This window comes from Fusobacteria bacterium ZRK30 (assembly GCA_024628785.1).
Lineage (GTDB): Bacteria > Fusobacteriota > Fusobacteriia > Fusobacteriales > Fusobacteriaceae > Psychrilyobacter.
In genome coordinates this window covers 374817-401607 of the sequence record CP102404.1, presented here as the reverse complement: position 1 = coordinate 401607, position 26791 = coordinate 374817, and the positions used below count along the sequence as shown (strand labels likewise).

At 33.1% G+C, this 26791-nt stretch carries 27 protein-coding genes and 1 riboswitch; of the genes, 15 read left to right on the top strand and 12 right to left on the bottom strand.

The annotated features are described in order from the left end of the window. Positions 1–544 precede the first annotated feature (544 nt). The 6 genes from NRK67_01990 to NRK67_01965 all read left to right on the top strand — a co-directional run bounded on the left by NRK67_01990 (position 545) and on the right by NRK67_01965 (position 5199). On the top strand, positions 545–1738 hold the full coding sequence (locus NRK67_01990) for a DUF819 family protein (GenBank protein ID UUV17628.1): 1194 nt from the start codon (positions 545–547) through the stop codon (positions 1736–1738). A 646-nt stretch (positions 1739–2384) separates the two neighbouring features. Beyond that, positions 2385–2564: a hypothetical protein gene (locus tag NRK67_01985; protein ID UUV17627.1), complete on the top strand. Its 180-nt coding sequence runs from the start codon at positions 2385–2387 to the stop codon at positions 2562–2564. Between the two features lie 191 nt (positions 2565–2755). Further along, positions 2756–3358, top strand: coding sequence for a peptide-methionine (S)-S-oxide reductase MsrA (gene msrA, locus NRK67_01980; GenBank protein ID UUV17626.1), 603 nt, complete (start codon positions 2756–2758; stop codon positions 3356–3358). Positions 3359–3587: 229 nt separating this feature from the next. Beyond that, positions 3588–3944, top strand: coding sequence for a hypothetical protein (locus tag NRK67_01975; protein UUV17625.1), 357 nt, complete (start codon positions 3588–3590; stop codon positions 3942–3944). Positions 3945–4170: 226 nt separating this feature from the next. Then, entirely contained in the window at positions 4171–4827 is a 657-nt protein-coding gene (locus NRK67_01970) for an NAD(P)H-dependent oxidoreductase (GenBank protein UUV17624.1), read from the top strand. Between the two features lie 87 nt (positions 4828–4914). Beyond that, entirely contained in the window at positions 4915–5199 is a 285-nt protein-coding gene (locus tag NRK67_01965) for an antibiotic biosynthesis monooxygenase (protein ID UUV17623.1), read from the top strand. A 172-nt stretch (positions 5200–5371) separates the two neighbouring features. Here the strand turns inward: NRK67_01965 and NRK67_01960 are convergent, their stop codons facing one another. Continuing rightward, positions 5372–6583, bottom strand: a complete 1212-nt coding sequence (locus NRK67_01960) for a SulP family inorganic anion transporter (protein ID UUV17622.1) — start codon at positions 6581–6583, stop codon at positions 5372–5374. A gap of 132 nt (positions 6584–6715) precedes the next feature. Here NRK67_01960 and NRK67_01955 point away from each other — a divergent pair, with 132 nt between their 5' ends. Next, the gene (locus NRK67_01955) at positions 6716–7135 is read left to right on the top strand and encodes a MarR family winged helix-turn-helix transcriptional regulator (protein ID UUV17621.1); all 420 of its coding nucleotides are present in this window, start codon (positions 6716–6718) and stop codon (positions 7133–7135) included. Positions 7136–7292: 157 nt separating this feature from the next. On the opposite strand, the gene NRK67_01950 is transcribed toward NRK67_01955, so the two are convergent. Continuing rightward, positions 7293–7610: a hypothetical protein gene (locus NRK67_01950; protein UUV17620.1), complete on the bottom strand. Its 318-nt coding sequence runs from the start codon at positions 7608–7610 to the stop codon at positions 7293–7295. Between the two features lie 209 nt (positions 7611–7819). Here NRK67_01950 and NRK67_01945 point away from each other — a divergent pair, with 209 nt between their 5' ends. Beyond that, positions 7820–8107, top strand: a complete 288-nt coding sequence (locus NRK67_01945) for an antibiotic biosynthesis monooxygenase (protein UUV17619.1) — start codon at positions 7820–7822, stop codon at positions 8105–8107. Positions 8108–8269: 162 nt separating this feature from the next. Next, positions 8270–8905, top strand: a complete 636-nt coding sequence (locus NRK67_01940) for a flavodoxin family protein (protein UUV17618.1) — start codon at positions 8270–8272, stop codon at positions 8903–8905. A 39-nt stretch (positions 8906–8944) separates the two neighbouring features. On the opposite strand, the gene NRK67_01935 is transcribed toward NRK67_01940, so the two are convergent. Genes NRK67_01935 through NRK67_01920 form a run of 4 tightly spaced genes read right to left on the bottom strand, consistent with a single transcriptional unit; the run spans position 8945 to position 14487 of the window. Beyond that, a complete protein-coding gene (locus NRK67_01935; GenBank protein UUV17617.1) occupies positions 8945–10210 on the bottom strand; it encodes a TolC family protein in 1266 nt (421 codons plus the stop codon). Positions 10211–10225: 15 nt separating this feature from the next. Continuing rightward, positions 10226–11422 (bottom strand): HlyD family efflux transporter periplasmic adaptor subunit, encoded by a 1197-nt coding sequence (locus tag NRK67_01930; GenBank protein ID UUV17616.1) that lies wholly within the window; start codon positions 11420–11422, stop codon positions 10226–10228. 9 nt (positions 11423–11431) lie between these two features. Next, positions 11432–13744 carry an ABC transporter permease gene (locus NRK67_01925; GenBank protein ID UUV17615.1) on the bottom strand — a complete coding sequence of 771 codons (2313 nt, stop codon included), beginning with the start codon at positions 13742–13744 and terminating at the stop codon, positions 11432–11434. Between the two features lie 32 nt (positions 13745–13776). Continuing rightward, the gene (locus NRK67_01920; protein UUV17614.1) at positions 13777–14487 is read right to left on the bottom strand and encodes an ABC transporter ATP-binding protein; all 711 of its coding nucleotides are present in this window, start codon (positions 14485–14487) and stop codon (positions 13777–13779) included. Between the two features lie 264 nt (positions 14488–14751). Beyond that, a riboswitch (cyclic di-GMP riboswitch) is annotated at positions 14752–14838 on the top strand. An 18-nt stretch (positions 14839–14856) separates the two neighbouring features. On the opposite strand from NRK67_01920, the gene NRK67_01915 reads away from it, so the two are divergent. The 3 genes from NRK67_01915 (at position 14857) to NRK67_01905 (ending at position 16192) form a co-directional block, all read left to right on the top strand. Then, entirely contained in the window at positions 14857–15222 is a 366-nt protein-coding gene (locus NRK67_01915) for a tetratricopeptide repeat protein (GenBank protein ID UUV17613.1), read from the top strand. 141 nt (positions 15223–15363) lie between these two features. Beyond that, a complete protein-coding gene (locus tag NRK67_01910; GenBank protein UUV17612.1) occupies positions 15364–15738 on the top strand; it encodes a hypothetical protein in 375 nt (124 codons plus the stop codon). 109 nt (positions 15739–15847) lie between these two features. After that, positions 15848–16192 carry a DUF1971 domain-containing protein gene (locus NRK67_01905; GenBank protein UUV17611.1) on the top strand — a complete coding sequence of 115 codons (345 nt, stop codon included), beginning with the start codon at positions 15848–15850 and terminating at the stop codon, positions 16190–16192. A gap of 50 nt (positions 16193–16242) precedes the next feature. Here NRK67_01905 and NRK67_01900 read toward each other — a convergent pair whose 3' ends face one another. The 3 genes from NRK67_01900 to NRK67_01890 all read right to left on the bottom strand — a co-directional run bounded on the left by NRK67_01900 (position 16243) and on the right by NRK67_01890 (position 20073). After that, positions 16243–16731, bottom strand: a complete 489-nt coding sequence (locus NRK67_01900) for a flavodoxin (GenBank protein UUV17610.1) — start codon at positions 16729–16731, stop codon at positions 16243–16245. 301 nt (positions 16732–17032) lie between these two features. Then, a complete protein-coding gene (locus NRK67_01895) occupies positions 17033–17707 on the bottom strand; it encodes a response regulator transcription factor (GenBank protein ID UUV17609.1) in 675 nt (224 codons plus the stop codon). Next, a complete protein-coding gene (locus tag NRK67_01890; protein UUV17608.1) occupies positions 17704–20073 on the bottom strand; it encodes a response regulator in 2370 nt (789 codons plus the stop codon). Before NRK67_01890 ends, NRK67_01895 begins: the two co-directional genes overlap by 4 nt. Positions 20074–20250: 177 nt before the next feature. On the opposite strand from NRK67_01890, the gene NRK67_01885 reads away from it, so the two are divergent. From NRK67_01885 to NRK67_01875, 3 genes are all read left to right on the top strand, one after another. Then, positions 20251–21585, top strand: coding sequence for an APC family permease (locus NRK67_01885; protein UUV17607.1), 1335 nt, complete (start codon positions 20251–20253; stop codon positions 21583–21585). Further along, positions 21586–22284: a gamma-glutamyl-gamma-aminobutyrate hydrolase family protein gene (locus NRK67_01880; protein ID UUV17606.1), complete on the top strand. Its 699-nt coding sequence runs from the start codon at positions 21586–21588 to the stop codon at positions 22282–22284. A gap of 137 nt (positions 22285–22421) precedes the next feature. Further along, a complete protein-coding gene (locus NRK67_01875) occupies positions 22422–23699 on the top strand; it encodes an APC family permease (protein ID UUV17605.1) in 1278 nt (425 codons plus the stop codon). A gap of 146 nt (positions 23700–23845) precedes the next feature. Here NRK67_01875 and NRK67_01870 read toward each other — a convergent pair whose 3' ends face one another. The 3 genes from NRK67_01870 to NRK67_01860 are packed head-to-tail and all read right to left on the bottom strand — an operon-like array spanning position 23846 to position 26776. Next, positions 23846–24667: a class II fructose-bisphosphate aldolase family protein gene (locus NRK67_01870; GenBank protein ID UUV17604.1), complete on the bottom strand. Its 822-nt coding sequence runs from the start codon at positions 24665–24667 to the stop codon at positions 23846–23848. 8 nt (positions 24668–24675) lie between these two features. Next, positions 24676–25686 (bottom strand): 5-dehydro-2-deoxygluconokinase, encoded by a 1011-nt coding sequence (gene iolC, locus NRK67_01865; GenBank protein UUV17603.1) that lies wholly within the window; start codon positions 25684–25686, stop codon positions 24676–24678. Between the two features lie 16 nt (positions 25687–25702). Beyond that, on the bottom strand, positions 25703–26776 hold the full coding sequence (locus NRK67_01860; GenBank protein UUV17602.1) for a transaldolase family protein: 1074 nt from the start codon (positions 26774–26776) through the stop codon (positions 25703–25705). Positions 26777–26791: the final 15 nt, after the last annotated feature.

Below are 26791 nucleotides of genomic sequence, written 5' to 3'. Positions count from 1 at the left end.
TGTTGCTAATATACCTATTATAGCTATTACGATCAGAATTCAATAAGTGTAAACCCATTACTTTTATTTTTTTTCATAAATACATCCTCTACTTTAAAAATTTGTCATTTCTTATTTTTCAATTTAATTGACACGTCTAATAATCAATTATGACATATATTGTTTAATTTTCATATTATTATTTTATATATTATTAACTCAACGTTGTCAAACTAAATGTAAATATAGATCTTGATAATTGTCACTGTAGAAGCATTCCTGCCGAAGCTTAACGACTATAAACTTCAAATAAAAACTCAAAACTGAGCTTTGTCCGACTCTATAGCTAGAGGCGGAAACAAGTGGAGTATGAAGAAAGTTTTTTTTAGTAATCTCCCTAGGATTTCCTTTGTGAGCTTCGTGTAAGGATTTTTGTTTTTATCTCGGGAGAGATTCGTGTCTATTCGTGAAAATCCATACATTCAATTTGACAAAACACAATATATATCTTATATATAATACTGATATTGTGCAATTTATAACAAAATATTAGGAGGGGTTATTTATGATTACATCCGGTTATAGTTTTATAGCGTTTATAGTTTGTTTTGCAGCAGGTGTATTTTTTATTGAAGAAAAGTTAAAATCTAAGACGAAATTTTTTGAGGTTATTCCTCCCCTGGTAATTATCTACTTTGGAGTAATGCTCATGTCTACCTTTGGTTTTTGGTCACTGTCAATTGACGGGGTAAAAACAGGAGCAGGTATAGCAAGAAATGGAATGAAGAATGCCATCCTGCCCTCTATGATATTTTTGATGTTATTAAAATGTGATCTACGACATGTATTAAAATTAGGTCCAAAGATGTTATTGGCATTTTTTTCAGCTACATTGAGTATAATGACTGGGTTTGCAGTAACATTTATGATCTTCAAGGATAAGTTAGCTGAAAATTCCTGGCAGGCTTTCGGAGCACTATCTGGTTCTTGGATAGGTGGAACTCAAAACATGGTAGCAGTACAGCAGGCATTAAATTTAGATGATGTAGGAATGGGATATACCTTACTCATAGATTCCATAGATTATTCAATTTGGATCATGCTCCTACTATTCTTTGTTGGTTCAAGTAAATTAATAATGGCTTTTAATAAATTCAATAAAGCTGATACCAGCATAGTGGAGGAACTTTCCGAGCATCTGGCTGCATTAGATGAAGAGATAGTAAAAGAAGTTACATTTTTAGATCTATTCGGTACATTGGCATTTGCTTTGGGAGCAGGAGCGTTCTGTGTATGGGTAGCACAGTATCTACCTCAGACTACTTTTTTAAATAATACAACTTGGTCGATTTTATTAGTTACAGTTATGGGAGTTGTTGGAGGAATGTCGCCAATGAGTAAAGTCCCGGGATCTAAACAGTTATCTAATATATTTTTATATACATTGATTGGATTGATAGCTTCCTCTGCAAACTTTGCAGAGCTGACAGAAGCACCGGTTTATATTATTGCAGGAGCATGTATCCTGGGAATCCATGCACTTATCATGGCAATCCTTGCTAAGATCTTTAAATTTGACCTCTTTACCTGTTGTGTGGCATCGGTGGCAAATATTGGAGGAGTTGCATCAGCACCTGTAATTGCAGGGGCATACAATGATTCTTTGGTTCCGGTAGGAGTACTTATGGGAATGTTAGGAGCAATCATAGGAACAGGGATGGGACTTATAATGGCTAAGATCTTATTTTCATTACTATAAAGTATAACAATCAGAAAAAGAAGAGTATCAGAAACTTCTTCCTGCATCTAGAGAAATCTAGACGTAGGAGGATTTTTTTTTAATAAATAGAACTCGGATCAAAAGCTCTGATGATCACAGATTTAAACCTTGGACACGGAGATACACCGAGAAATAAAAAGTGCACTGAGAAAACTCTGAGAATCAGAAAATTTAAAATTTTTAGATTTTTTTAATTTTGAAAGCGATGCTGCTTTCACAATCGTCATTATAGAAACACTACTGCCGAAGTGGGACGACTATAAACTTCGTATAGAAACACAAAAATGAGCTTTGTCCGCCAGAGACACGAGTATCTAAATTACTTTTATTTGAAATGAAATAATTTAGAATGTGTTAGAGGTGGAAACAGGTGGAGTATGAAGAAGATCCCTTAGTGATCTCTCTTACTTTTCTTTGTGAGCTTCGTGTAAGGAATCAGATTTTAAAACTCTTAGGTTGTAAGGTCTTTTTCGTTTGGTTTGATAAAATAGATACTCTTTCTCGGTTTTTACAGTAACTTTTTAGAAAGTATTTATTTATTGCATTTTTGATAAAATTGCAATATAACAAACCAAACCGATTACAAAATTATAACCATTACAATTTAAATTAGAGGAGGAATAATATGGGTTTAAATATGTGGAATGGAAACAGAAATAACTTATTCAAATTTGACGGATGGAGAAAGGTAGCAGCTAAAAGATCTAATACATCATTTACTTCAGACGGGTGGCAAAACAAAGTTACTAGTAATAAAGCTTTTAAAGCACATACAAATGGATGGAAAAATTCAATAACTTTATAATCAAATTTATCCCTATAAATATTAAAAAAAATCCTCCTGCCCGTAGAGATTTCTAACTTACAGAAGGATTTTTTTATTTCACTAAACTCCTCAGATTCTTGACTTCTCCGATAAAGTTTGTTACAATTATGTTATTGATTTAAAAAATCAGTTTACTGCTTTCAACAGATAGGATTTTAGGAGGTCAAATAATGATAAAAAAATCTATTCTATTACTGATGATCATAATGGGTAATTTAGCCTATGGAGGAGAACTCAAAGAGGCTCTTTTTGCCGGAGGATGTTTTTGGTCTATGGAGAAATCCTTTGAGGGAATCTCAGGTGTAGAGTCAGTAGTTTCAGGTTATGCAGGAAAGCCTGCTACTGTAAATAATAAAAAGAAAAAACCCATAGAAGTTGTCCATATCACCTATGATCCTTCCATAGTTACCTATGAAGAGTTACTGAAACTCTATTGGAAACAGGTAGATCCCACAGATGGAGAGGGGCAGTTTGTAGACAGGGGATATCAATATAGTCCCGCTGTATTTTACTACGACAAGGAACAAAAACAAGAAGCTGTTAATTCAAAAACAGACCTAGAGACCAGGGGAGTATATGAAAAACCCATAGTAGCTCCTATTTTAGTAGCTCCTAAATTTTATCCGGCAAAGGAATACCATCAGAATTATTCCAAGAAAAACCCGGTAAAATATCAATATTCCAGAATCAAATCAGGAAGGGATGAATTTTTGGATGAGATCTGGGGAAAAGACAGAAAGGATGTAGGAGTAAGGGAGTTAAAAAATAATTAACACCTATCCAATAAAGACTGCAACCCTAGATGACTTAATATAAAAATAGATCTTTGACCAAAGGAACTCCTAAATTTAGGAGTTCCTTTTTTTGTGTTTGCCCTCCCAGTTAAATTTCATCAATATAACAACATTAAAAATTATTAAATTTTAATGTTATAGGTATTTCATTTATTCACCTGTATATAATTAGGGGAATAAAAATATTTTATAGGGAGGGTGAATACATATGAAAAAAATTATATTATTGTTCTTTACCCTGTCACTTATGTCATTTGGTTCCCAAAAATATGATTTCAGATTTCAGAGTGTGGATATTTTGCAGGTTAAAATAAGCAGGAAATATAATGGTGTGAGGAGTCTCACAGGGGTAGTAACTAACAAAAGTTCAAAAGAGATAGAATATATAAAGTTTAATATTAAAATCAAAGATAAAAATGATAATTACTATACCGTAGGAGAGATAAGATCCTATAACTTACCCCCCAATAAAGAAGTATGTTTTAAAACCTATCTAAAAGTTTTGGATATAGATAACAGAAATCTAAAAGTTGAAATAATCGACCTGATTATGGGGAAAAAATAATATTAAGATTCTAAAATAAACCCTCCTGCACCAGAGAAGTCTGGTTTTGCAGAGGATTTTTTTATTTTATCAACATTTTCATTCCCATTACTTTCCATAATGAAACTATATAACCATAGGGAAACTACTTCACAGATGATCCTCTTAGTGTTATTCTGTATTCAGATCAAAAAAGTAATGTCTTTAAAAACAGATTAAATAAATTTTAAATAAAGGGAGATTAACTATGAAAAAACAATTTTTAGAAGCAATGAATACAAGATATGCATGTAAAGAATTTGATATTACCAAAACTATCAGTGATGAGAATTTTAACTTTATATTAGAAGCCGGAAGACTTTCCCCCAGTTCATTTGGTTTTGAACCTTGGCAATTTTTAGTGATCAGAGATCCGCAAAAAAAATTGGATGTCACTGAATTCTCATGGGGTGGGAGGGACAGAGCTACAGGAGCCAGCCACTTTGTGGTAGCTTTAACTAGAAAAAGCGATATGAAATATGACTCAGATTATCTAAATAATTTTATGAGAGATATTCAAAAATTACCAGAAGATGTAATTGAAATGAAAACCGGCTTCTTCAAAGGATTCCAGGAAAATGATTTTAAAATCTTAGAAAATGAAAGAACATTATCTGACTGGGCTGGGAAACAAGCATATATAGCTTTAGGAAATATGCTCACAGCCGGTGCTATTGCAGGGGTAGATTCTTGTCCTATTGAAGGTTTTGACAAGGAAAAAACAGAAAAAGTTTTAGCAGAAAAATTTGATATAGATATGGATAAATTCGACCTGGCTTATATGACAGCCTTCGGATACGCTAAAAATCCAGCAAAACATGATAAAACAAGAAGAAAAATAGAAGATGTTGTTAAGTTTTATTAAAAACTTATAGTAAGATAAGGAGTGATAGTTCTAGGGTTATTACTTCTTATTTTTATGTTATTAAAAAATAAATACCGGAGGAAAAATATGATAAAAATCACAGCTAAAGCAAGTGTAAAGGAAGAAAACATAGATCTCTATTTAAAAGTTGCTTCAATCTTAACAGACGCAAGCAGGAATGAAGAAGGAAATATTTCATATGGTCTATTTCAAGATACAGAAAATCCTTCTACTTTAACATTTATAGAGGAGTGGAAAAGTTTAGAGGCTGTTAAAATTCATGAAGAATCTGAGCATTTTAAGACAAATATTTCAAAATTAATTGAATTGGCAGAATCTATAGATATAAATGTATATAACCAGGTTGTGTAAGTTTAAAATATAGAAGTTTCAGTAATTGGAATGGGAGAAAAGAACCATTAGAAGGCAGTCCATACTTAGACAAAAGAGTAGATATTAAAACAATAAAAAAACAAAAATGGCAGGATTAATTTCCTTCCATTTTTTTATGAACTACCTCTTCCAAGATTATAAGATTCTTGTCTTAAACTGTATCTAATATAAATTTAATAGATCCTATATTCTTTGCATTTTGTAACAACAATCTACAATTCTCATTTGGTCTTATTAGGGTAAATGTCTTCCCCAGAGCCTCATATCTTTCTGCAATTGCATTGATTGTTTCTATCCCGGAAAAATCCATTACCTTAGCATATTTAAGGTCTAAGATTACATCTACAGGATCCCTGTTTACATCAAAAATTTCTTTTAATTTATAAACTGAACCAAAAAATAAGACACCATTTATTTTATAAATTTTTTCTCCATTCTCATCAGTTTCAACATTAGCATATATGATCTTTCCCTTTTCCCAGGCAAACATAAGAGCCGATAAGATAACTCCTACAATAACTGCAGTTGCCAGATCTTGAAATATAGTTATAAAAGTTACTGCTAAAACAACTATTACATCGGTCTTAGGAATCTTGCCTCCGTATTTTAAACTTTCCCATTTGAATGTACCTATAACCACCATGAACATAACTCCAACCAGTCCACCTATAACTGCATACGGAAAGATTATTTTAAATGTCTCTAGACTAAGACTTACGTGGGGAATATAAAATTTTGGAAGATCTCCCTTTAATTCCATTCCTGCAAAATCTTGGACTGTTCTTAAAGAATAGATGTCATAGTGGCTCATAATACTAGAAATAATTGTCACAGAGACTATAGCAACCAAACTTGATGGTATTGCGCTTGTTATCTTTCCTGTGAAGTGAATTATCGCCATAGTTACCAGTACAAAGATGATCATAATCAATAGATCTTTTGTTGGCAGCCAATTCCCATCAATTTTAAACTGGGAAAACTGAGCGAGAAACATAACAATTGATAATCCATTTAAAAATCCCAGCGTTACTGAATATGGAATGATCTGGGTATATTTTCCGAGTTTAAAAACTCCCAATAATATCTGGATAACCCCCATTAGAATAACTGTGGCAAATAAATATTCTAAACCATAAGTTGCTATTAAAGATGCAAAAACAACTGAGATAGCAGCTGTAGAAGAACTGATCATTGCCGGTCTCCCTGTAAAAATAGCTGCGACCAAACCCATAACTACTGCACCTTTTAAACTCAAGATAGGACTTACCCCTGCAACAAATGCAAATGCAACAGATTCAGGGATAAGAGCTAATGCAACTGTCATTCCCGATAAAACTTCATTTTTTAATATTTTTCTAAACATACTGACCTCCTCAAAATAGTTTGTTCGAGCTTGAACAACTTAGATACTATAACACTTTTTTAAACTTTGTTCAACCACGAACAAAAAATATGTATGGTATAATAGATATATATTAAAATTAAAGGGGGAAAAATGAAAGAAAGTGTAGTAGAACTGATAAAATGTGTAAATAAAAGGTTCAATGATAATTTAAAAGCAGAGTTTAAAATAAAAGAGATCCCAATAAAATTAAAGCATATCGATCTTTTTATGATTTTATATGAATGCGGGGAAAAAATAGAATTTAAAAATCTAGTTAAAATCTGGGGAATCTCTAAATCAACTGTATCTGAGACTATAACAAGATATGTCAAACTAGATCTGTTAAAAAAAGAAAATACAACGACAGATAAAAGACTGGTATATATCTCCCTTACTGAAAAAGGCAATGATTATGCAGATAAAATAAATGGTATTACCCATGAATTTTCAACTGAGATCAACGGATTATTAGGTGAAGATAAAGATAATTTAAAAAATATTCTCAAAGAGATTATAAAATCAGACATATAAAAAGAAATGTGACATCGCATCAGAAAGCTAGAAATATTGGTGATACCAGTAGCTGGTAGTATTTTTTGGATTCCACTTACAGGTATAATTTCCTAAACTAAAAAAAGATAAAGCTCACAATACGAACTTTATCTTTTTTGAAACAACCAAAAATAAACTACCCATGCATATTTATCATTGTAAACTCTAAATCAGCAATAATCCCCATGAAGATAAGGATCATGACTAACATATACTTAGTGTTAATTCCCTTAGATTTTATAAAATCATCTTTACTTTTCCCATCCACCGAAATAATATCTTTTAGGTAGCAGTGATAGTTATTATCAAACCAGATGATATAATCCAGGCAGGTATAATCTCTTTCAAACTTAACAATTTTACTTTTTTTTATCTTTTTATTGTGATCATAAAACTCAACTAAACCGGTTAATTTTTTTATTTCTTTTTGTTTTAATCTTAATTTTTTTTCCATAAACTCTCCTTTTATATTAATTTTTAGTTTTTTTTAGTTTTTTTTTAGTTTTTTTTAGTTGATTGATTATATTACAAAGAAAGAAAACAATCAATACTTTCTATAATGAAACTACATAACCATATGGAAACTACTTCACATATAATACTTTTAATGTTATTGTTATTGTGAAGAAAAAAACTTAAAAAGCTTTTAGGAGGATATCAAATATGATTGCAATGGTTGTAAAAATAATAACAGAAACACATGACATTGAAAGAACAAAAGAAGTTGCAGAAAAATTGGTAATGGAAACTAAAAAAGAAAAAGGATGTATAGAGTATGATTTCTATATAAATATAGAGGATAAAACATCTATGTCTTTTATTGAAAAATGGGAGACAAAGGATGACCTGGAAAATCATCTGAATTCTGAGCATTTCAAAAGATGGTATCCTGAGATCTGTAAGTATAGAGTTGGGGGAGAAACAGTTTTATACGAAAAACATCAAATATAGACAATTAATATAAAAAATTTAGAGGGGAACTATGGAGAAAATAACTTTGAACAATGATATAAAACTCTTCCCTGACCCTGATAACTGTTCTTTTTAATTAAAGAGCAATGTGAATTTGCACCCAATTAATAATAATAAAACTTTAGGAGTTGAGATATATTTATGAAAGTCGTAGCATTTAATGGAAGTCCCAAGGTAAATGGTAACACTAAGCAGGCTATTGATATAGTAGCAGCTGAGTTAAAAAAAGAAGGAATAGAAGTAGAAGTTGTTCATGTTGGAAATAAAATTATCAGAGGCTGTTTAGCCTGTGGTCAGTGCAGAGTCAAACTAGATGACAGATGTATCATAAAAGATGATAACTATGTAAATGAATGGATCCAAAAAATGAAGGAAGCTGATGGTGTAATCCTGGGTTCACCTGTACATTACTCTGCTGTTGCAGGGACAATGAAATCATTTTTAGATCGTGCATTTTATGTGATGGGTGGATCAGCTATGCTGAGAAATAAAGTAGGTGCCTCTGTTGTAGCAGTCAGACGTTCTGGTGGGATTCCGACTTTTAATCAGCTGAATAACTTTTTAAATTATTGTGAACTGACTATGCCTACTTCTAACTACTGGAATGTAATCCATGGTACAGCACCTGGGGATATCGAGCAGGATGAAGAGGGAAAACAAATCATGAGAATTTTAGGGAAGAATATGGCCCACCTGTTAAAATTAGTTGAAAATGGTAAAGGTCACGTAGAAGCTCCTGAATTTGAACCAAAAAAATATACTCACTTTGTAAGATAAAAAAAAGGGGAAGGATGATTTTAAATTATCCCTCCTCTTTTATTTTAAATCTTCCCTATACTTTTCATAGGCAATATAATAGTTTAAATTTGCCTGTATAAGCGATAATTTACTGTTATTCAGCTGATTTTCATAGATTAGATATTCAATCGTTGAGATCTGTCCCTGGCTGTATAATTTTTTTTGTAGTCTAAAATTTTCCTGGGTGGCTTCTAGTTTGGCATCCTGGGATTTTAATGCATCGCTGGTTTTAATCAATTCTATATAATTTCTTCTAATCTTTACTTCCAGATCATTCAGTTCCATCATTCTCTTATTTTCAGCCTTTTTCACTTCGTTTTTCGCTTCAGAGTAGGAATCATAATTTTTTCCAAAATCAAAAAGTCTCCAGTTGATTTCAATCCCGGTAGTCCAGTACCATTTATTTCCCGATGAATTAAAATGCCTGTCATCTGCATTATATGCCAATTTAGCATTAACTTCAGGAAGCAAATCTGCCCTGGCTACGTTCTTCCTCTCCTCTGTGATCTCTCTGTCTAAATTAATTATCTTGCTTTCCCTGCTGTTTTCTAAAGCTGTCTCTAGATCATCTTTTAAATCGATGGTTTCAATGCTGTATTTTTCAGGTTTAATCTCTTCTACATCTGTCTGTTCATAGGGAGAAAGACCAAGAAGATTTTCAAATTCTATTAAATATATCTTAAGCTGATTTTTCGCTTCTGAAAGTTTTAATTTTGAGTCGATATAACTGCTTTTTAACGGAAGATAATCTGCATTTGAGATGTACTCCAGTTCCAATTCTCTCTGGGCTTTTCTATAGGAGAATTCCACCTCTTCCACCGCTTCCTCATATACCCTTATAATATGTTTCTGACCAACTATTTGGGAATATTTAGTTATGACAGCTAACTTTAAACGGCTTTTTTCCTCCATTAACCTATGATCACCGATCTCTTTAAAAATATCAGCAATCTTTATATTAGATACTATCATTCCTCCATTATAGATAGGCTGGTTCAAAGATATTTCATGGAAAAAACCCTGATCTGTCATGGTTCCGTCCATAAGGTCTACTTGATTTTCTTCATCTGTTGTAATATAAGTTCCCCTATAACTGATGTAGGGAAGAGCCTCTTTGTAGGCCTGATTTTTTTCAAGCTCAATATTATTGTTTTCTATCTGAATATTCTTGAACTTATAATTATTTTTATAGGCTAAATCTATCGCTTCTTCCAGGGTAACTTTATTTTTGGCAAAAATAGAGTAATTAGATAAAAGCAATAGAATTAAAAAAAGTTTTTTCATCTCCTTCCTCCCTTTTTATTTTTCACCGACAATTTTTACTCTCCCGTTATCTTGTAATTGATTGGAAGGAGACAAGATTATTTTGTCATCTTCCTTTAAACCCTCTAATATTTCTACCCTGTCCTTTCCTTTTAACCCCTCTTTTACCTGGGATAATACGGCTTTTTCAGAAGAAATTTTAAAAACGTAGTCTTGGCCGTGATATTTAAATACACTGTTTTTAGGAACTGCTATTACATCCTCCTTTGACATCTCAACCAGTTCAATATCCACTTCATAACCAACCATTAGATTCTGGATGGGTTTATCAAATTTGATCTCTACCTTTACTCTTTTTTGCTCTATTCCCAGGTCTGAAATTTTTTTAAAAGCCTTAGGATAAATCTTTGAAATCTTCCCGTAAACAAATGGAAATTCTTCCCCATTTCCGATAATAACTCTATTCATAACCTTTAACTTCATCACATCTTCTGCCAGAATTTCAGCTTCTATATAGTAAGTGTCCTTTGCTCCTACTTCAAAGAGTTTAGTTCCCGGAATTACATATTCCCCTTTTTTTATAAAAACATCCAATAAGATGCCATCTGCCTCCCCGAAAATTAAACTGTCTTCCTTTCTTATTTTTGTTTTTTCCAATTCATTACTTAAAACTTTTTCATTACTTTCATAACTTGTAACATACAAATTAGAGGTATACCTCTTATACTCCTCCCTGACCTCTATAAGTTTTTTTTCAGCTATCAAATATTCAGCATATGCTTTTTGGTACTCGTCTTTAGAGATATATTTTTCATCATATAAAGTTTTTTTTATTTTATAGATCCGTTTAGCTTCATTAAAAAGAGTTTCATTCCTTTGTATATTTAAAGCTATTTTCCTCTTATTGATCCTGTATTCCGATCTCAATAAATTTATTTTCTCTTTTAACTCTTTTTCTGAAAAATCAGTGTTTTTCATGTCCAGTTCTGCCAAAATTGTCCCTTTATCAATAAGATCTCCCTCTTCTTTATAGATCTCTATTATCCTTCCATTAATCTTAGAGTAGATATTTTTTTGATCCTCGGCCTTTATAGTTCCACTTTCTTCAATAGATTTCATTACCCATCCTTTCCTTACATCAAACACCGTCACTTCCTCTTTTTTCTCAAAAATTATACCCGAGATTACAGCTGCAGCAACGGCTAAAAGAATTATAATCCATTTTTTTTTCATAAGTCCTCCCTAAAAATCCCTTGATTTTAGTACCTCTAAAAGATCTAAATTATTAATTTTTTTTATTATAAACAGCTGGGATAAAGCAATAAAAAATATAGTGGTAGTTGTGGTAATGATATGTACTTTTACAGGGAGATGGGGGTCCAGAGTATAGAGGTCGGACTGAAGAGCATCAGCCAGAAGTTCTACAGTTTTTATCCCCAGAGGAATACCGATTAAAATTCCAAATACAGCCATTAAAATAGTCTCTTTAAGAATGATTTTAAATATTTTTATCTTGGAAAACCCTAATATTTCCAAAGTTGAAAATTCAATTGTCCTTTCAGAAATACTTATAATTGTTGCATTATAGATGATTCCAAAACCCATGATCCCTGCAAAGATCACCATAAGAAAAACGCTTCCCATGGTTATTTGCAAAAATTCTTTAGAGGTATTAATCAGGTCTTCAGTTGATTCAACAGAAGCTATATTTTTACCATTTTCAATCTTTGATCTATCTATATCTTTACTATGTATAAGAGCACCTGTAACCATCCCCTTATCAACTAAATACTTTTCCATATAATGGATGTTCATATACCCATTGATTCCTAAATTCTGTTTAATAATATCTACGACCTCTACCTCTAAATCGTCCCTGTGGGGAATAAAGTTTTTGATTAAGAGATGATCTCCAACAGTTAAATCTAATTTTCTGGCCAGATTTTCCGTCAGGAGAATCCCATCTTCAGGGAGATCCACAGACTCTCCCCTGAGATTCTTAAAGTTATAAAATTGTGTTTTTGATTTCAGACCAAGAATAGGAATATTTTTAGATTTCCATCCATTCTTTAACTCAAAGGGATATTCTATCTTACCTTCAATATCGTCTATTTTAAGTGTATTTTTTAAATCTAATATCACACTTTTCTTCAATGGACCTGTGAAATTGATATTATAATCAGCTGTTTGAAATTTTCCATAATGCTCATTAAATATCTGGGAGAATATATTCATTTGATAATATGGAAAAATTGTAACCATATAGGTTATTGAAACCCCCAGGACCACCGTTATAAATCTTTTCCTATTTCTAAAAATATTTCTGATAACTATCTTCCAGGAAAATTTTATATTTTTCCAGATCTTTTCAGCCCGTTCTAAAAATATTCTTTTTCCTCCTCTGGGTACCTCCGATTTCATGGATTCTGAAGGCATGATCTTCAATGTTCTTTTTGCACCGGCTATTCCTGCTATCACAGTAATAATAATCGATATGATAAGTCCCCCCAAAATATATCTATAATAAATTTTCGTTATTAAAAAAGGCAGATTGAAAAGTCCCGCATACATCTTAGTCATTACATTTGACAGATATAAACCTCCAACAGATCCCAGTACAGCACCAAATCCTCCAATAAGTACAGCACATTTAATATAATGAAAAAGAACCTCATAATCGGAATATCCCAAACTTTTAAGAATTCCTATTGTCATCCTGTCTTTTTGCACCATCCTGGAAATAATAGTTGATATGATGATGGCAGCTATTACCAAAAACATCATAGGAACAACCGTAGCAGTACCATAAAGACCTTTTATTTCATCACTTATAGCTCTGTTGCTCAGCTGATTTTCTTTCTCTACTATCCTTTTTAACCCGTATTTATCCAGCTTATCTTCCAACCTATCCTTTATACCCTTAATATCTTTTTTATTTTTCAGCGTCACCAATACCTCATTATACTGTGATTTATATGAAAGGGCATTTTGTAAAAATTCTTCCCCTATAAATACCACCCCAAATTTACCCTGGGGAGGTAAAATACTCTGTTCGTCCTTCATGAGATACACATATTCAGGCTGTTCAGCTAAACCTACAACTTTAAATATATACTCTTTTTTATTTATCTGAACCCTTATGTTGTCACCAATATCTAATTTTTTATCTTCAGCAAACTTCTTTAACAATATGACTTCCCTGTCTGCTTTTATCTCCCTCCCTGAAACAATGGTTAGTCTGCTCAGTTCTTTTTCCCCATCAACTCCTAAAAATCTTAACTTTACAGATGGCTCTCCTTTTTTCACCTTCATCTGAACCTCTGTAACTACACGCCCCTCTACTTTTTCAACCCCCTCCATCCTTTTAATAAGATCCAGTTTATTCTTTGAAATCCTGACAACAGATATAAATAGATCTGGAAAGTTATTCATCTCATAATAACTGTTCAAAGTATTAGACATATTAATGGCCGTAGAATTTAAAGCTGTATATAAAATTATTCCCACCATACTCACAAAACAAGTGCTGATAACCTGTCCTTTCATTTTTTTCATAAATCTCAGGAGCCTCAAATCTAATTTTTTGATTACCATTCCAATTCATCCACACTTTTAGGAGAGTTATTTTCTATAACATCTATTATCTCTCCACTCTTTAGATAGATGATCCTGTCAGCAATCCTTCCTATAGAGGAGTTATGGGTAATAACTATTATGGTTTTTTTGAATTTTTTATTTATTTCTGTTAAAACTTTTAAAATTTTTATCCCGGTTTCATAGTCTAAAGCTCCCGTTGGTTCATCGCAGAGTAAGATAGTGGGATTTTTAGCTACAGCTCTTGCAATGGAAACCCTCTGCTGTTCCCCTCCGCTTAATTGAGACGGAAAATTATTTTTCTTATCTCCTAAACCCAGATTGTTCAAGATTTCATCAATATCCAGAGGGTTACTACAGATCTCCACAGCTAATTCTACATTTTCTTTAACTGTAAGATCGGATAAAAGGTTATAAAATTGAAAAACAAATCCAATTTCATCCTTTCTGTATTCAGTTAATAATTTATTGTTGTATCCACTTATATCATTTCCCCTGACAATAATTTTCCCCGTGGTAGGTTTATCCATCCCTCCAAGGGAGTTTAAAAGAGTACTTTTCCCGCTTCCGCTGGGTCCCAAAATAACTGCAAACTCTCCATCCTTTATATACAAATCTATATTTTTTAATGCTTTAAATGGGAGTTCCCCTGTTATATATATCTTAGAAAGGTTTGAAACCTCTATTATTCTTTCTTTTCCCATAATAACTCCTTTTGTATTTTTAATAGTTTATTCAAAATCAACCCTTTTTTTAAATATCTAAACTTCTTTAAATTTATCCCTATATTAAAGAATTTGCATAAAACAGCTAAAATCCTTTTCTATTTTTTTAGAAAATTATATTTGAAATTAAAATTTCTTCTTTTTTCATTTAGGAAATCTGATTCCACAGGAAATTTTTTTAATAAACAATGTCTTTTTTTATTTTTTTTGTTATAATATGAACATAATGTATTAAAAAAATAATTTTGAAAAGGGCAAAACAAGGGAAACTTTGTGACGCAAAACTATAGGGTCTGAGTCCTGCAATGGATATGACAGCCAGTTACCAAAGTTTCTTTAGGGGGTAGTATGCTTAAGATTCTTAAAAAAAAAATTATTCAAAATAATTGTTTAGGTAAAAAAGTAAAAGAGGAGACTAGATTACTCAGAAATTGTGATAAAGCTGTTAAACGTAACCCGGAGAATCCAATTAGTTATTTTAACAGGGGAAATCTAAAGTTTAAATCAGGAGATTATCAGGGTGCAATGAAGGATTATAATGCAGCCATAAGACTGAACCCTGAATATTTAGAAGCATACCATAGCCGGGCAATAATAAAAGAGAAGTTGAATTATTACAACGGGGCTATCGCTGATTATAACTTTATTTTAAAGATGGATTCCTTGGATCCATTGGCACGGAAAAATAAAAATATTATCCAGCAAAGATTTTAAACAACCTTCAAAATAAATCACAAAAATCATGAAAAATTTTTTCCTCTTTTTGAATAATTAAATTTAATTTTTTGGAGGAATTGATCACTTCCTCAGTATATGAAAGGTGTAATAATATTATTTTTAAAAAGGAGTAAATATATGAAAAAAATTGTTTTTTTATTTTTTATTTTATCTTTTATCTCATTTGCCTCATTTAACCCCTTCAGCCATCAGAGGTATAACTTTACCCTTGATAAGGTCTCACTTTTAAACGTTAAACTAAGTGAAAAAATTGGAGGAAGAAAATATTTTGAGGGGATCATTAAAAATAATACAGACAAAAAAATTATAAAGGCAGAAGTTACTGTTATGTTTAAAGATAAAAATACCCCATACCATATTGTGGGGAGGATGAATTTTTATAACTTAAAACCCAATGAACGTTCTACTTTTTTAGGGCAGAGTGTTCATGTGAATAATATTAAGGGGGAAGATTTTAAAGTTGAACTCAGTGAGATTATTATGGAAAAATAAGGGCAAAAATTTATAAAAAATGTAACATGTGTTACAGAAAATATATTGAAATCCTGATAAAATATTCTTAAGTTAAGAAGGTAAAATATAAATAAAAGAGGTGATCTATATGTTTTCAAAATTAAAACTTCCAAAAAATACAAGTAAGATAGGTGAAACGCCTATTATGAATGAAAAAAATGTTTTTCCTGAAATATTAAATAAGCACATGACTCCCAAAGGAAAATGGGCAAAAATTGTTGTTATTGATGGCAGCCTTAAATATGTCCATGACGATGAACTTAAAAAAATATTAGTAGCAGATAAGAACCATTCGATAGTTATCGAACCCGAAAGATACCACCATGTTATTTTAGATGGCAGGGTTGAATTTAAAGTTGAGTTTTATAAGGTTCCGGTAAATGTAGAAAATTTTGATGATAGTGCTTCCAGACCGGGGGAAAATTTCTTATAAAAATAAAACAATAAAAAACTCCTAATTCATAAATTAGGAGTTTTTTTTATCTATATCTCTTTTTTTAATTGATCGACCCACTCTTCAATCCTAGAAGATGTAAGATCATCCTGATTATTTATATCCAGTGCCAGACCTATTAATTTATCGTTTTCCAGGGCTTTACTGTCAGAAAAACTATAGCTTCCCCTTGAAGTCATACCGATTATTTCCCCCCCGGCATCTCTGGCCGCTTTACCTATAATACCCAGGGCATCACAGAATGTATCTCCGTATGATTCCTGATCACCGGTTCCGAAAACACCTATTTTTTTCCCCGATAAATTTACATCTTTTAAAAGATCGATCTTGTCACCCCAGTCATCCTGAAGTTCACCATATCCCCAAGTAGAAGATCCAAACAAAATTAAATCTAAACAGTCAATATTTTTTATTCCCTGAGATATAGGCACAACTTCTGCTTCTAACTTCCCTCCCAAGATCTGAGCTATTGATTCCGTATCACCTATTGTACTTCCATAATAAATTCTTACTTTCATCTTGTCCTCCTTTTCATTTTCAAAAGATTTGTAAGTCAAAGTATTTTAACTTAAAAACATTATATGGATAAAAACATGAATTGTCAAGAAATATATTTTAAATTTATAGCTTTTAAAAAAATATAAGAAAGGCAGATAGGATAACCTATCTGCCCTTACAATTAAAATTTTATTTTTTAAATATAATTACTCTAAAAACCCCCATGTCACTTACCTTATGAGGTACTGTATTTTTTTCTTTTAAGAAAAAATGAAGAATAGTCGCTATCACTCCTAATAACCCACAAAATAAGAAAGAAGTTTACGACCTTTCTCTCAAAATATATCCCCTTCCCTGAAGAGATTCAATGTGATTATCAAAGGTAGAAAGCTTATTTTTAAGTTTTCTTATATACACATCTATAATTCTATTACCCTGAATAAATTCATCCTCCCATACCCTCTCATAGATATTTCTTCTAGAAAGAGCCACTCCCCTGTTTTTTGCTAAAAAAACAAGGAGATTATACTCGGTTTTAGATAGCTTGATCTCTTGTCCACCCTCCCTCACACTTTTGGCTGAGAGGTTGATAAAAATATCTCCTATCTGGAGAACCTCTATCGCGGCACTATTTTTTCGTTCCACAGCTCTTATCCTCAAGGTTACCTCGTGTATATTAAATGGCTTCTTCACATAGTCATCTGCCCCCTTTGTAAAACCATCTACTATATCCTGCTGTTCAGTCTTTCCTGTGAGCATTATTATATGGGGAGCCCCATAAACTTTTGGATTATTTCTTATCTTTTCACAGACCTCCAGCCCATCTATCCCCGGCAGGTAAAGATCCAAAAGTATCACCTCCGGACTCATACTTACTATTATGTGTAAGGCTGCTTCCCCAGATGAAGCTGTGCTCACATCAAAGCCCTCTTCCTTTAAAGTTTTTTCTAAATGATTTCTTGTTATCAGACTGTCTTCTACAATTAATATCCTCATATACTATCCCCTTTTTCTATTCTCTCCCTTAAACTATTCCACCTGACCTCTATATTCTCTAAATATTTAATTTTTTGCTCAAAGTTTTCTGAATCTCTCTCAATTTCTTCCAGAAGAATTCTTATTTTATCCTCTTTCAGATATGAAAACTCCCCCTTGAGTTTATGGGCATAATATTTTATTTTACCACAGGATTTCTCTTCCAGTGCTTTTTTCAGTTGGAAGATCCCTTCCGGTATCTCCTTTAAACAATCAGCTATTATCCCTTCACTGCCCAATTCATCGACTAACCTTTCAACCTTTAGGTGAGGTATAAGATTTTCAATGGCCTCTATCAGATCATCTCTCTGAAAAGGTTTGGTCACATAGGCATCTAGCGATCCCTTAAGGGCTTTTATTCTATCCTCTAAAAATGCATTTGCAGTTATTGCCACCACCGGTAGTTTCATATCTATCTTTTTTATCCTCTCAGCCAGTTCATATCCATCCATCCCAGGCATCTGTATATCTGTAAACACAATATCAATATCATCTGTCAATAATTCCAGAGCTTTTGAACCTCTAGAAGCAGAGATAACTACTATTCCATTCTTTTCCAATAGATCCTTTAATACATTTAGGTTTAAAGTGCTGTCATCTACAATCAAGGCTTTGATATCTCTTGTTTTGATCTCTGTCTCTTTCGGTATTACCTTCTCCATACTTCTATAGATCTTCCAGTTAAACAATGGATTCATACAGATAACAGATACTTTTTTTAGTTCCACAGGAGAATCAGATACCACTGTACAATTTAAACCATGTTTTTCAGAGTGGTACAGATCTTCCCCTATAAAGATATGGGGATAGTCCAGAATTACCTCTCCATCCTCAGACATATCCATAAATGCCTCTTCATCGGATACAATTATATAAGGGCAGCTGTAGTCATCTCCAAATTGCTGAAAAATTTCTTTTATCTCTTTAGAAGCTGTATATAAAATAAAACCTTCGGTGCTAGTCTCTAATCGATCTTTCCCTTTAGGAAGGGACAGTTTAAAATAAAAACTACTCCCTACACCCACAGTACTTTCTACCATAAGTTTTGATCCCATTAAAGATAAAAATCTCGAGGTTATTGCCAGTCCCAGCCCCGTTCCCTCATATTCCCTTAAGTTTCCCTGCTGTCCCTGGATAAAATCCTCAGTTATCTTCTCTACCATCTCTTGGGGGATCCCTATTCCAGTATCTGTTACTTTAAAATAAATATCTTTGGATTCATCTATTTTAACACAGATAGTAATTTCTCCCTCATGGGTAAACTTAACTGCATTTCCAATGAGGTTTATGAGGATTTTCCTCAGTGCCAGCCTGTCTCCCACTACAAAGTGGGGGGTATCTTTTGCACAGATACAGACAAGTCTTAAGTTTCTCCTGTTTATTATACTCTCAAATATCTGAAGTACCTCGGCCAGTGTTTCCCTAAGAGAAAACTGATTTCTGTGAATTTCTATTTTATTTGCTTCAATTTTAGAAAAATCAAGGATATCATTTATGATCTCCAATAAATGATGGGATGCTCCGCCTATAACTCTTAATTTTTCACCGATCTTCCTGTCCATGGGAATATCTTTAAGAGTTTCCACCGTGCCTATTATTCCGCTGAGAGGCGTTCTTATCTCATGGGACATATTTGCCAGAAATCGGCCCTTTTCCAAACTAGCCTCCTCTGCCTTGAGTCTTGTTTCTATAAGTTCCTTTACCAGCTTTCGTCTGCTTATTATCAGGTAAAACATAATAAAGGAAACTATTATTGTCAGATGGAAGGAAATTATTATCTTATTCAGATTCCTCTTGTCTATCACAAAGAAATGTCCATCCATATTATAGAAGGAGTACCCTCCCTCTAAAAGAAAGTAGTTTAGTTTATATTCTTTTGCCTTGGGGTAGTTAAAAAACAACTTTTCCCTCATAGGTAAGCCGCTCTTTTTTCCATCAGGATACAGCACCATAGTAAACTCATCTCTAGGAGCATACCTATATCCGTAAATTGGATAATTCAGTTTCTCTAGATCCGAGGTTTCCTCTCTGTCTTTAACAACTAGTGCTCTTTCCCCTCCAGATTCTCCTTTATTTTTTTCCATGGAAAAATTTGAGAACTCTATATCTTCAAAATGTTTCTTCAAACTATCAACCTCTGACCCTTTAAAACCTAAGAGATAGATCTCCTCTATTGCAGGCTGAAGATAAAGTATCCTTTCAAAATAAGCTTCCAGCCCATGAAATTTTGGGAGGATCTTCCCACTTTTTTCCATATTCAGTGAGGATTCTATTCCAACAGCTGACATACATATTATTATATATAAAAACATAATTATTCTTTTCATTTCTTCCTCCTCAAAAGCATTATATCTTTTTTAAAAAATAAAATCAAAAATTAACAAGATGTTAACAACTTAATATTATACTTATTTTGAACTTAAAGTTCTTAAAAAAATCGTATTGATATGAAATTTATCAATATTTTTTAAAAGTTATCACATAATATATTAGGGAGGTAATGTATGAAAGGAAAGTTAGGATTTTGGAGTATTGTACTTTTAGGTATCAACTGTATAATTGGTACGGGAATTTTTGGTTTACCCAACAAAGCTTATGCTATGATCGGTGAAGCCAGTGTAGGAGTTATTATTTTTGACGCACTATTAGTTATCTCTATTGCTCTGTGTTTCGCAGAAGCAGCTGGTCGTTTTAAAGTAAATGGAGGTCCTTATATCTATGCTAAGGAAGCCTTTGGAACATTTTTTGGTTACGAAGTAGGTCTTATGAAATGGCTTATGGGAATTATTGGCTGGGCTACATTTGCAGTATTTTTAGGAAACAGACTTGCTCTGGTTTTCCCGATGTTTGATACTCCATTTGGCAGAATGGCTATTGCAATCTTTAGTATTCTTTTCTGGAGTGTAATTAACTTAATGGGAGTTAAATCTTCTAAAATAGTTAATAATATAGTTACTTTGGGAAAACTAATTCCATTATTTTTATTTATCTTTGCAGGAATCTTCATGTTTGGTAAGGTTGATACAACAACTTTAACTGAAACTGTTGCAGTAACTGCACCTAATGGAAATACCTTAGTAGAAGCAGCTATATTATTTTTCTTTGCTTTTACAGGTTTTGAAGCTATCGGTATCGCAGCTGGAGATATGATCAATCCTCAGAAAAATCTTCCTAAGGCTATCGTTGTAGTAATGTTAATTGTATCAACTGTTTATATCGCAATCCTATTAATATGTATGAAAGTACTGGGACCATCTCTTGCTCTTAGTAAAGCTCCTGTTGCAGATGCAGCCGGCGTTCTTTTAGGAAGTGCTGGAAAATCATTTATCATGACAGGTATATTAGTATCAATAATAGGTATAAATATGGCCGGTTCTTATACTTCTACAAAATCCGGAGTAGCTTTAGCTGAAACTGGTCTTGTTCCTGAATTCTTTTTAAAAACCAACAGTAAAGGGGTTCACTATAACGCAGTTCTGGCATCTATGATAGGAACTATGGTATTAGCAATGAGTGGAAGTTTTACTGTTCTTGCATCTATCGGTGTTATTGTTAGATTTATCCAGTATATTCCTACTTGTGCTGCTGTTTTGATCTTTAGAAAAAGAGATAAGGAAAAGGGAATAAAACATGACGGATTTACAATCCCATTTGGACCAATTATTCCTGTTATTGCTTTAGTTGTCAGTGTAATCCTATTAATCAAAGCAGGGATAGCTACTCCTCATAAAATTGTTTATGGTTTAGGAGGATTGGTAGTTGTAGCTCCATTCTATAAGTTCTCTAAGGAGAGAATGGAAAAGGTAGAGAGAAAGGAAGCCCTGGGAGGTGTCCAATAGATGAAGGTAATCGGTATTTCAGGAAATAAAAAATTTTTAGATGGTTTTAACAGAGATTATGTTTTCGACCACTATTCTACATGTATTGAAAAGATCGGTGCTGTACCGTTAATTTTACCAATAACTGATAAAAAAGAAGTTGCCAGGGTATATATCGATAAGATCGATGCTCTAATTATGACAGGGGGTATCGATGTAAATCCTTTCCTATATGGGGTGGAACCTACAAAGGAAACCGAAGTTCCTTTTGCTCAGAGAGACGCTTTTGATTTCATGCTTATCGAGGCTGCACTAGAGAAAAATATCCCTATTTTAGGAATATGCAGAGGAATGCAGATCATGAATGTATATTTCGGTGGTTCACTGCACCAGGATATCAAATATTACGGTGAGACCAGTATACAACATGTACAGAGATCAAATCACCATGAACCTATCCATCTTGTTGATGTTGAGAAGAGTTCTACCCTCTATACTCTTATTGGGGAAAAACAAAAAGTAAACTCTGTACACCATCAGTGTATCAACAAATTAGGAACAGGACTTGTAGCTTCAGCAGTATCTTCTTCTGATAAGATAATTGAAGCCTATGAATCCAATGGAAAAAACAAGATCTTAGGTATCCAGTGGCATCCTGAGATGATGTTTGCTGAGGGGAATAACGAGATGGAAGATATCTTCACATTTTTAGTTAAGTAACCTCACTACAGATAATTAGAAAAAATATTCAGATAGAGGGGTCTTCTAAAAGAGAACCCCTCTTTTAAATTACAGATACAGATGGTATACTATTTAAAATATTATAAATATCAATTTTTATATCAGGGGGACAGAACATGACAAATAAATTAGGTTTTTGGAGTATTATCTTACTTGGAATAAATACTATTCTTGGGTCAGGGATCTTCCTCCTCCCTGGAAGTTTTTATATAGCTTTAAATGAAAGGGGGGTCTTCCCTACACTGATTGTTATTGCTACTGTTCTTTCTATCTCCCTTTGTTTTGCAGAAGCCTCTGGAATTTTTGAGGGTTATGGGGGTCCATACATATATGTAAGGGAAGCCATGGGAGAGTTTATGGGTTTTCAGGTTGGCTTTATGAAGTGGGTTATCTCTCTTCTTGCCTGGGCAACTATGGCTGTTGCCTTTGCAGACCTTTTAGTAGCTTTTTTAGATATAGGTCATATCCCTTATATTGAAAAGATTCTTGCAGGACTTCTTATTATCATACTCTCCTATATCAACTTTTTAGGAGTAGAGTTAACAAAGAGTTTAAATAATATTGTTTCCCTGGGAAAGATGGTCCCAATTCTCTTATTTGTTTTTATTGGGATTAAATATATGGGAAAAAGTAACCTTCTCCTTATAACAAGGGAGCCCGGAGGATTAATAACAGGTATCCAGGATCCAATTTTGATCCTGTTCTATGCATTTACAGGCTTTGAATCAATTGCAGTAGCGGCTAGAGATATGAAAACACCTCTTAAGAACCTGCCAAAGGGTATTATTGCTGTAATGATTGGCATAACAATACTTTATCTGATTCTGATATTTTCTATACTGGGAATTTTAGGAAAAAATATAGATCCGGATTCATATCCTATATTCCATGCAGCCTATCTTCTATTAGGACCTCTTGGGGGAAGTTTTTTTTCATCAGGGATAATAATGTCTATTATTGGTATCAATATTGCATCCTCGTTTACAAGTCCGAGATCTATCGTAGCACTATCTGAGAAAAATACCATGCCGGAATTTCTTTCCAGAAAAAATAAATATGGTACTCCCGGTGCTGCTATCATCCTTACAGGAGGTCTTTCATTACTTATAATTCTTATTGGAAATTTTAACACCTTAGCTTCATTTTCTGTAATTTCAAGGATTTCCCAATACCTGCTTACATGTGTAGCTGTCATCATATTTAAAAAACGGGGTATTAGAGGCTCTTTAGTCTTACCGGGAGGGTACCTGATTCCTCTCATTGCCTTGGGAACTATGGGTATTTTATTTTATAACTACCTGATCTACATAGCTACTGTATTTTTAATATTTTTTCTGATTGGAAAATATTTCTATAGTTATGATGGGAAACCACAGAAAAGTTTTGGAAACTAATCCTTAATTTTAAAATTTGAGATAATAAAAAAGCAACGTGATGTTGCATCCAGTTAAGCATTATCAATATTTATACGCACTAATTCATCTAATATTTTTATAGTTTCCCAGACAATAAAAAAGTGCCGCATCTGCGGCACTTTTCTTTAAAATCCCAATAATCTATATTTTTTTAAAATAACTCTCTCTATATCTTTCATAGGTTTTTTAAATAATTTTATTCTGTCAAATTCATCTGTTTCAAATTGAGATTTTAAACTGTTTCCAAATGTCATTCTTACAGCAGTACCTATATTAACTTTTTTTACACCTGTATGAGACAACTTAGTTAAATCATGATCTTTGACTCCAGTAGATCCATGAATCACAAGGGGAACATCTAATTCTTTTTCTATATCAGTTAAAAGTTCATAGTTAATAATAGCTTCCTGGCCGGTCATCCTATGAAGAGTCCCTACTGCTACTGCCAAGAAATCTACTTTTGTTTTGTCATAAAATTCTTTAGCTTCCAAAAGTTCAGTATATTTACCCTTAGAACCCATATTGGGATCACTGTACCCTACTGATCCTATCTCAGCTTCTACACTTACATTATAATTTTTAGCAAAGTCAATAACATCTAAAGTATTTGATATATTTTTCTCTAAAGGTAAGGAGGAGCCGTCATACATAACAGATGTATAACCTGATTTTATGGCTTCTTCTATCTCTCCCATAGATTTTGCATGATCTAAGTGAATGCAGATTGGAATAGAGTAATCTTCACTGATAGATTTAAGTAAATTGCATAAATTTCTCGAACCCATATGCATAACAGCATCCCTATTTGTCATCAAAACGGCTGGAGCCCTCAGTGAAGATGCCGCATCTAATACAACCTTGGCATCTTCATATCCATATACATTAAAGGCTGGAACCGCTTGATTTTCACCTAATTCATTTATTATTTCTTTTAAGGTAACTAGCATATTTCCTCCTATCCTCTGGCAACCATTTCTCCAAATTCAGCTTTTTTAAGAGCTATAAACTTTTGGATTTCATTTACAGTCGGCATATCTTCTGAACAACTGTGACTTGCTACTAGCATAGCTGCCGAAGCACTTCCAAATTCCAGTGCATCGATAATATCCCAGCCCTCCATCAACCCATAGATAAATGCAGATGCATAAGCATCTCCTCCGCCAAAGGATTTAAGCAGTTTTACTGGAAATGGTTTAATCTTATAAGATAAATTTTCAGTGTAGGCAACGGATCCTTCTTTTCCATGTTTTATAACAACAATTTTATTTTCATAAGCTAACCATCTATTGGCAATTGCTATATCACTTTTATCTTCAAAGTTAGCAATTCCTTCCATCAATTCAAATTCTTCCTTAGAACCTATTATCAGGTCGCTTAATCTTCCTATCAATGAATAATAGATTGCCACTTCCTCCTTAGATTTCCAGGTATAGCTCCTATAATCCACATCAAATATCACAATAGTTCCATGTTTTTTAGCGTATTCTACCGCTGTAAAACAGGCTTCTCTTGACGGGCTGGCCGACAAAGCTGTTCCAGATACAACAATTGCTTTAGCATTTTTAATATACTCTTCTGAAATTTCATTGGATTCCAGCATAAGATCCGCAATACCGTTTCTATACATCAGTATAGAACTTTCAGTTGGACTTTTTATTTCAGTAAATGTAAGTCCAAGAGATTCACCATTTTTACAAGTTGCTACCTCTGTTGTATCTATATTATTTTCTTCGAAATAATCGGTAACAAACTTTCCAAAACTATCATCTGAAACTTTTCCGATAAATCCTACTTTTTTGCCAAGTCTTGAAAGACCTACTGCTATATTTGCAGGTGATCCTCCAACATACTTATTAAAATTTTTACTCTCCTCCAACGGTTTATGAATATCTGTAGGATTAAAATCTATTGCAACTCTTCCAATAGGAATAATATCCATAGGTCTGTTTTGATTAAATTTTAACATAATTTCCTCCAGTTTTTTATCTAACTATAAGCATATATCCTCTAATGATTGAAACCAGTTCATCATATCCTTCACTGAATTGAATTAAAGTTTTAGTCACTGCTCCATAGTTATCAAACTCTTTTTCTTCCATTCCCTCTGCAAGATAAGCCTTCTTGAAATCATCAAACTTATAGAGAAGCTCATCTATTATCTCAGGTGCTACTGAATCACCTATTCTATCCTTCACCTCTATATTTGAACCGTTGAATCTCTTCTGCCATTTGTACGGGATAGTCTCCAGTATATCTCCTCCAATAAACTGAGACCACTGATGGTGATTTCTGTAAGCTGCCACCAGGAGCTTAGTTTTATATCCCCTCTCCTGGAATATATTATAGGCATTTTTCATAACTGCTACTCCTGCCCATTCAAGATATTCTGGGTTTGTGATTATATGATCTCTATTGGCTACATCTTTTAGCCAGTCATCTACCCTTCCAACCATGATAGTGCATACAGGATTTATGTGACTGTTATCTAAGCCCTCTTTCTCCCTTCTCTTAAGACCTCTTTCTACCGCTTTTGCTACAGCTATAGCCTGTGGAACGGTAAAACTAACCGTAGCATTGATGCTTACCCCTCTATAGGTAGCTTCTTCAAAGGCTCTTATTCCTGCACTTGTAGCCGGGATTTTCACCTGCATATTTTCAGAAAGATTGCTGAAGTGAACAGCCTGTTCTGTAAGAAGTTCCGAATTTCTATAATATTTAGTATTTGTCTGGATGGAGATCCTACCCCTTCCTGTTTCAGGATCAAAAATAGGTTTTAGGAGTTTTGCTCCCTCTACGGCCATATTTTCAATGAGTTCCCAGGCGATCTCATCTTCTGTTGCCTCTGGGTTTTTCACAATGAGATCTTTTATCTGATCTTCATAATTTTCAAGTTCTGCTTTCAATACATTTTTAACTATCACAGGATTCGTAGTCGCTCCTACAGCACCATTTTCAATGGCATAGGACAATTCATTTATAGAACAAGAATCATTCCAATAATCTGTTTTAGTAGTAAGTGCCATCTCATGAAGCGGTCCTCTGTATATTTTTTCCATGTTCTCCCCCTCAAT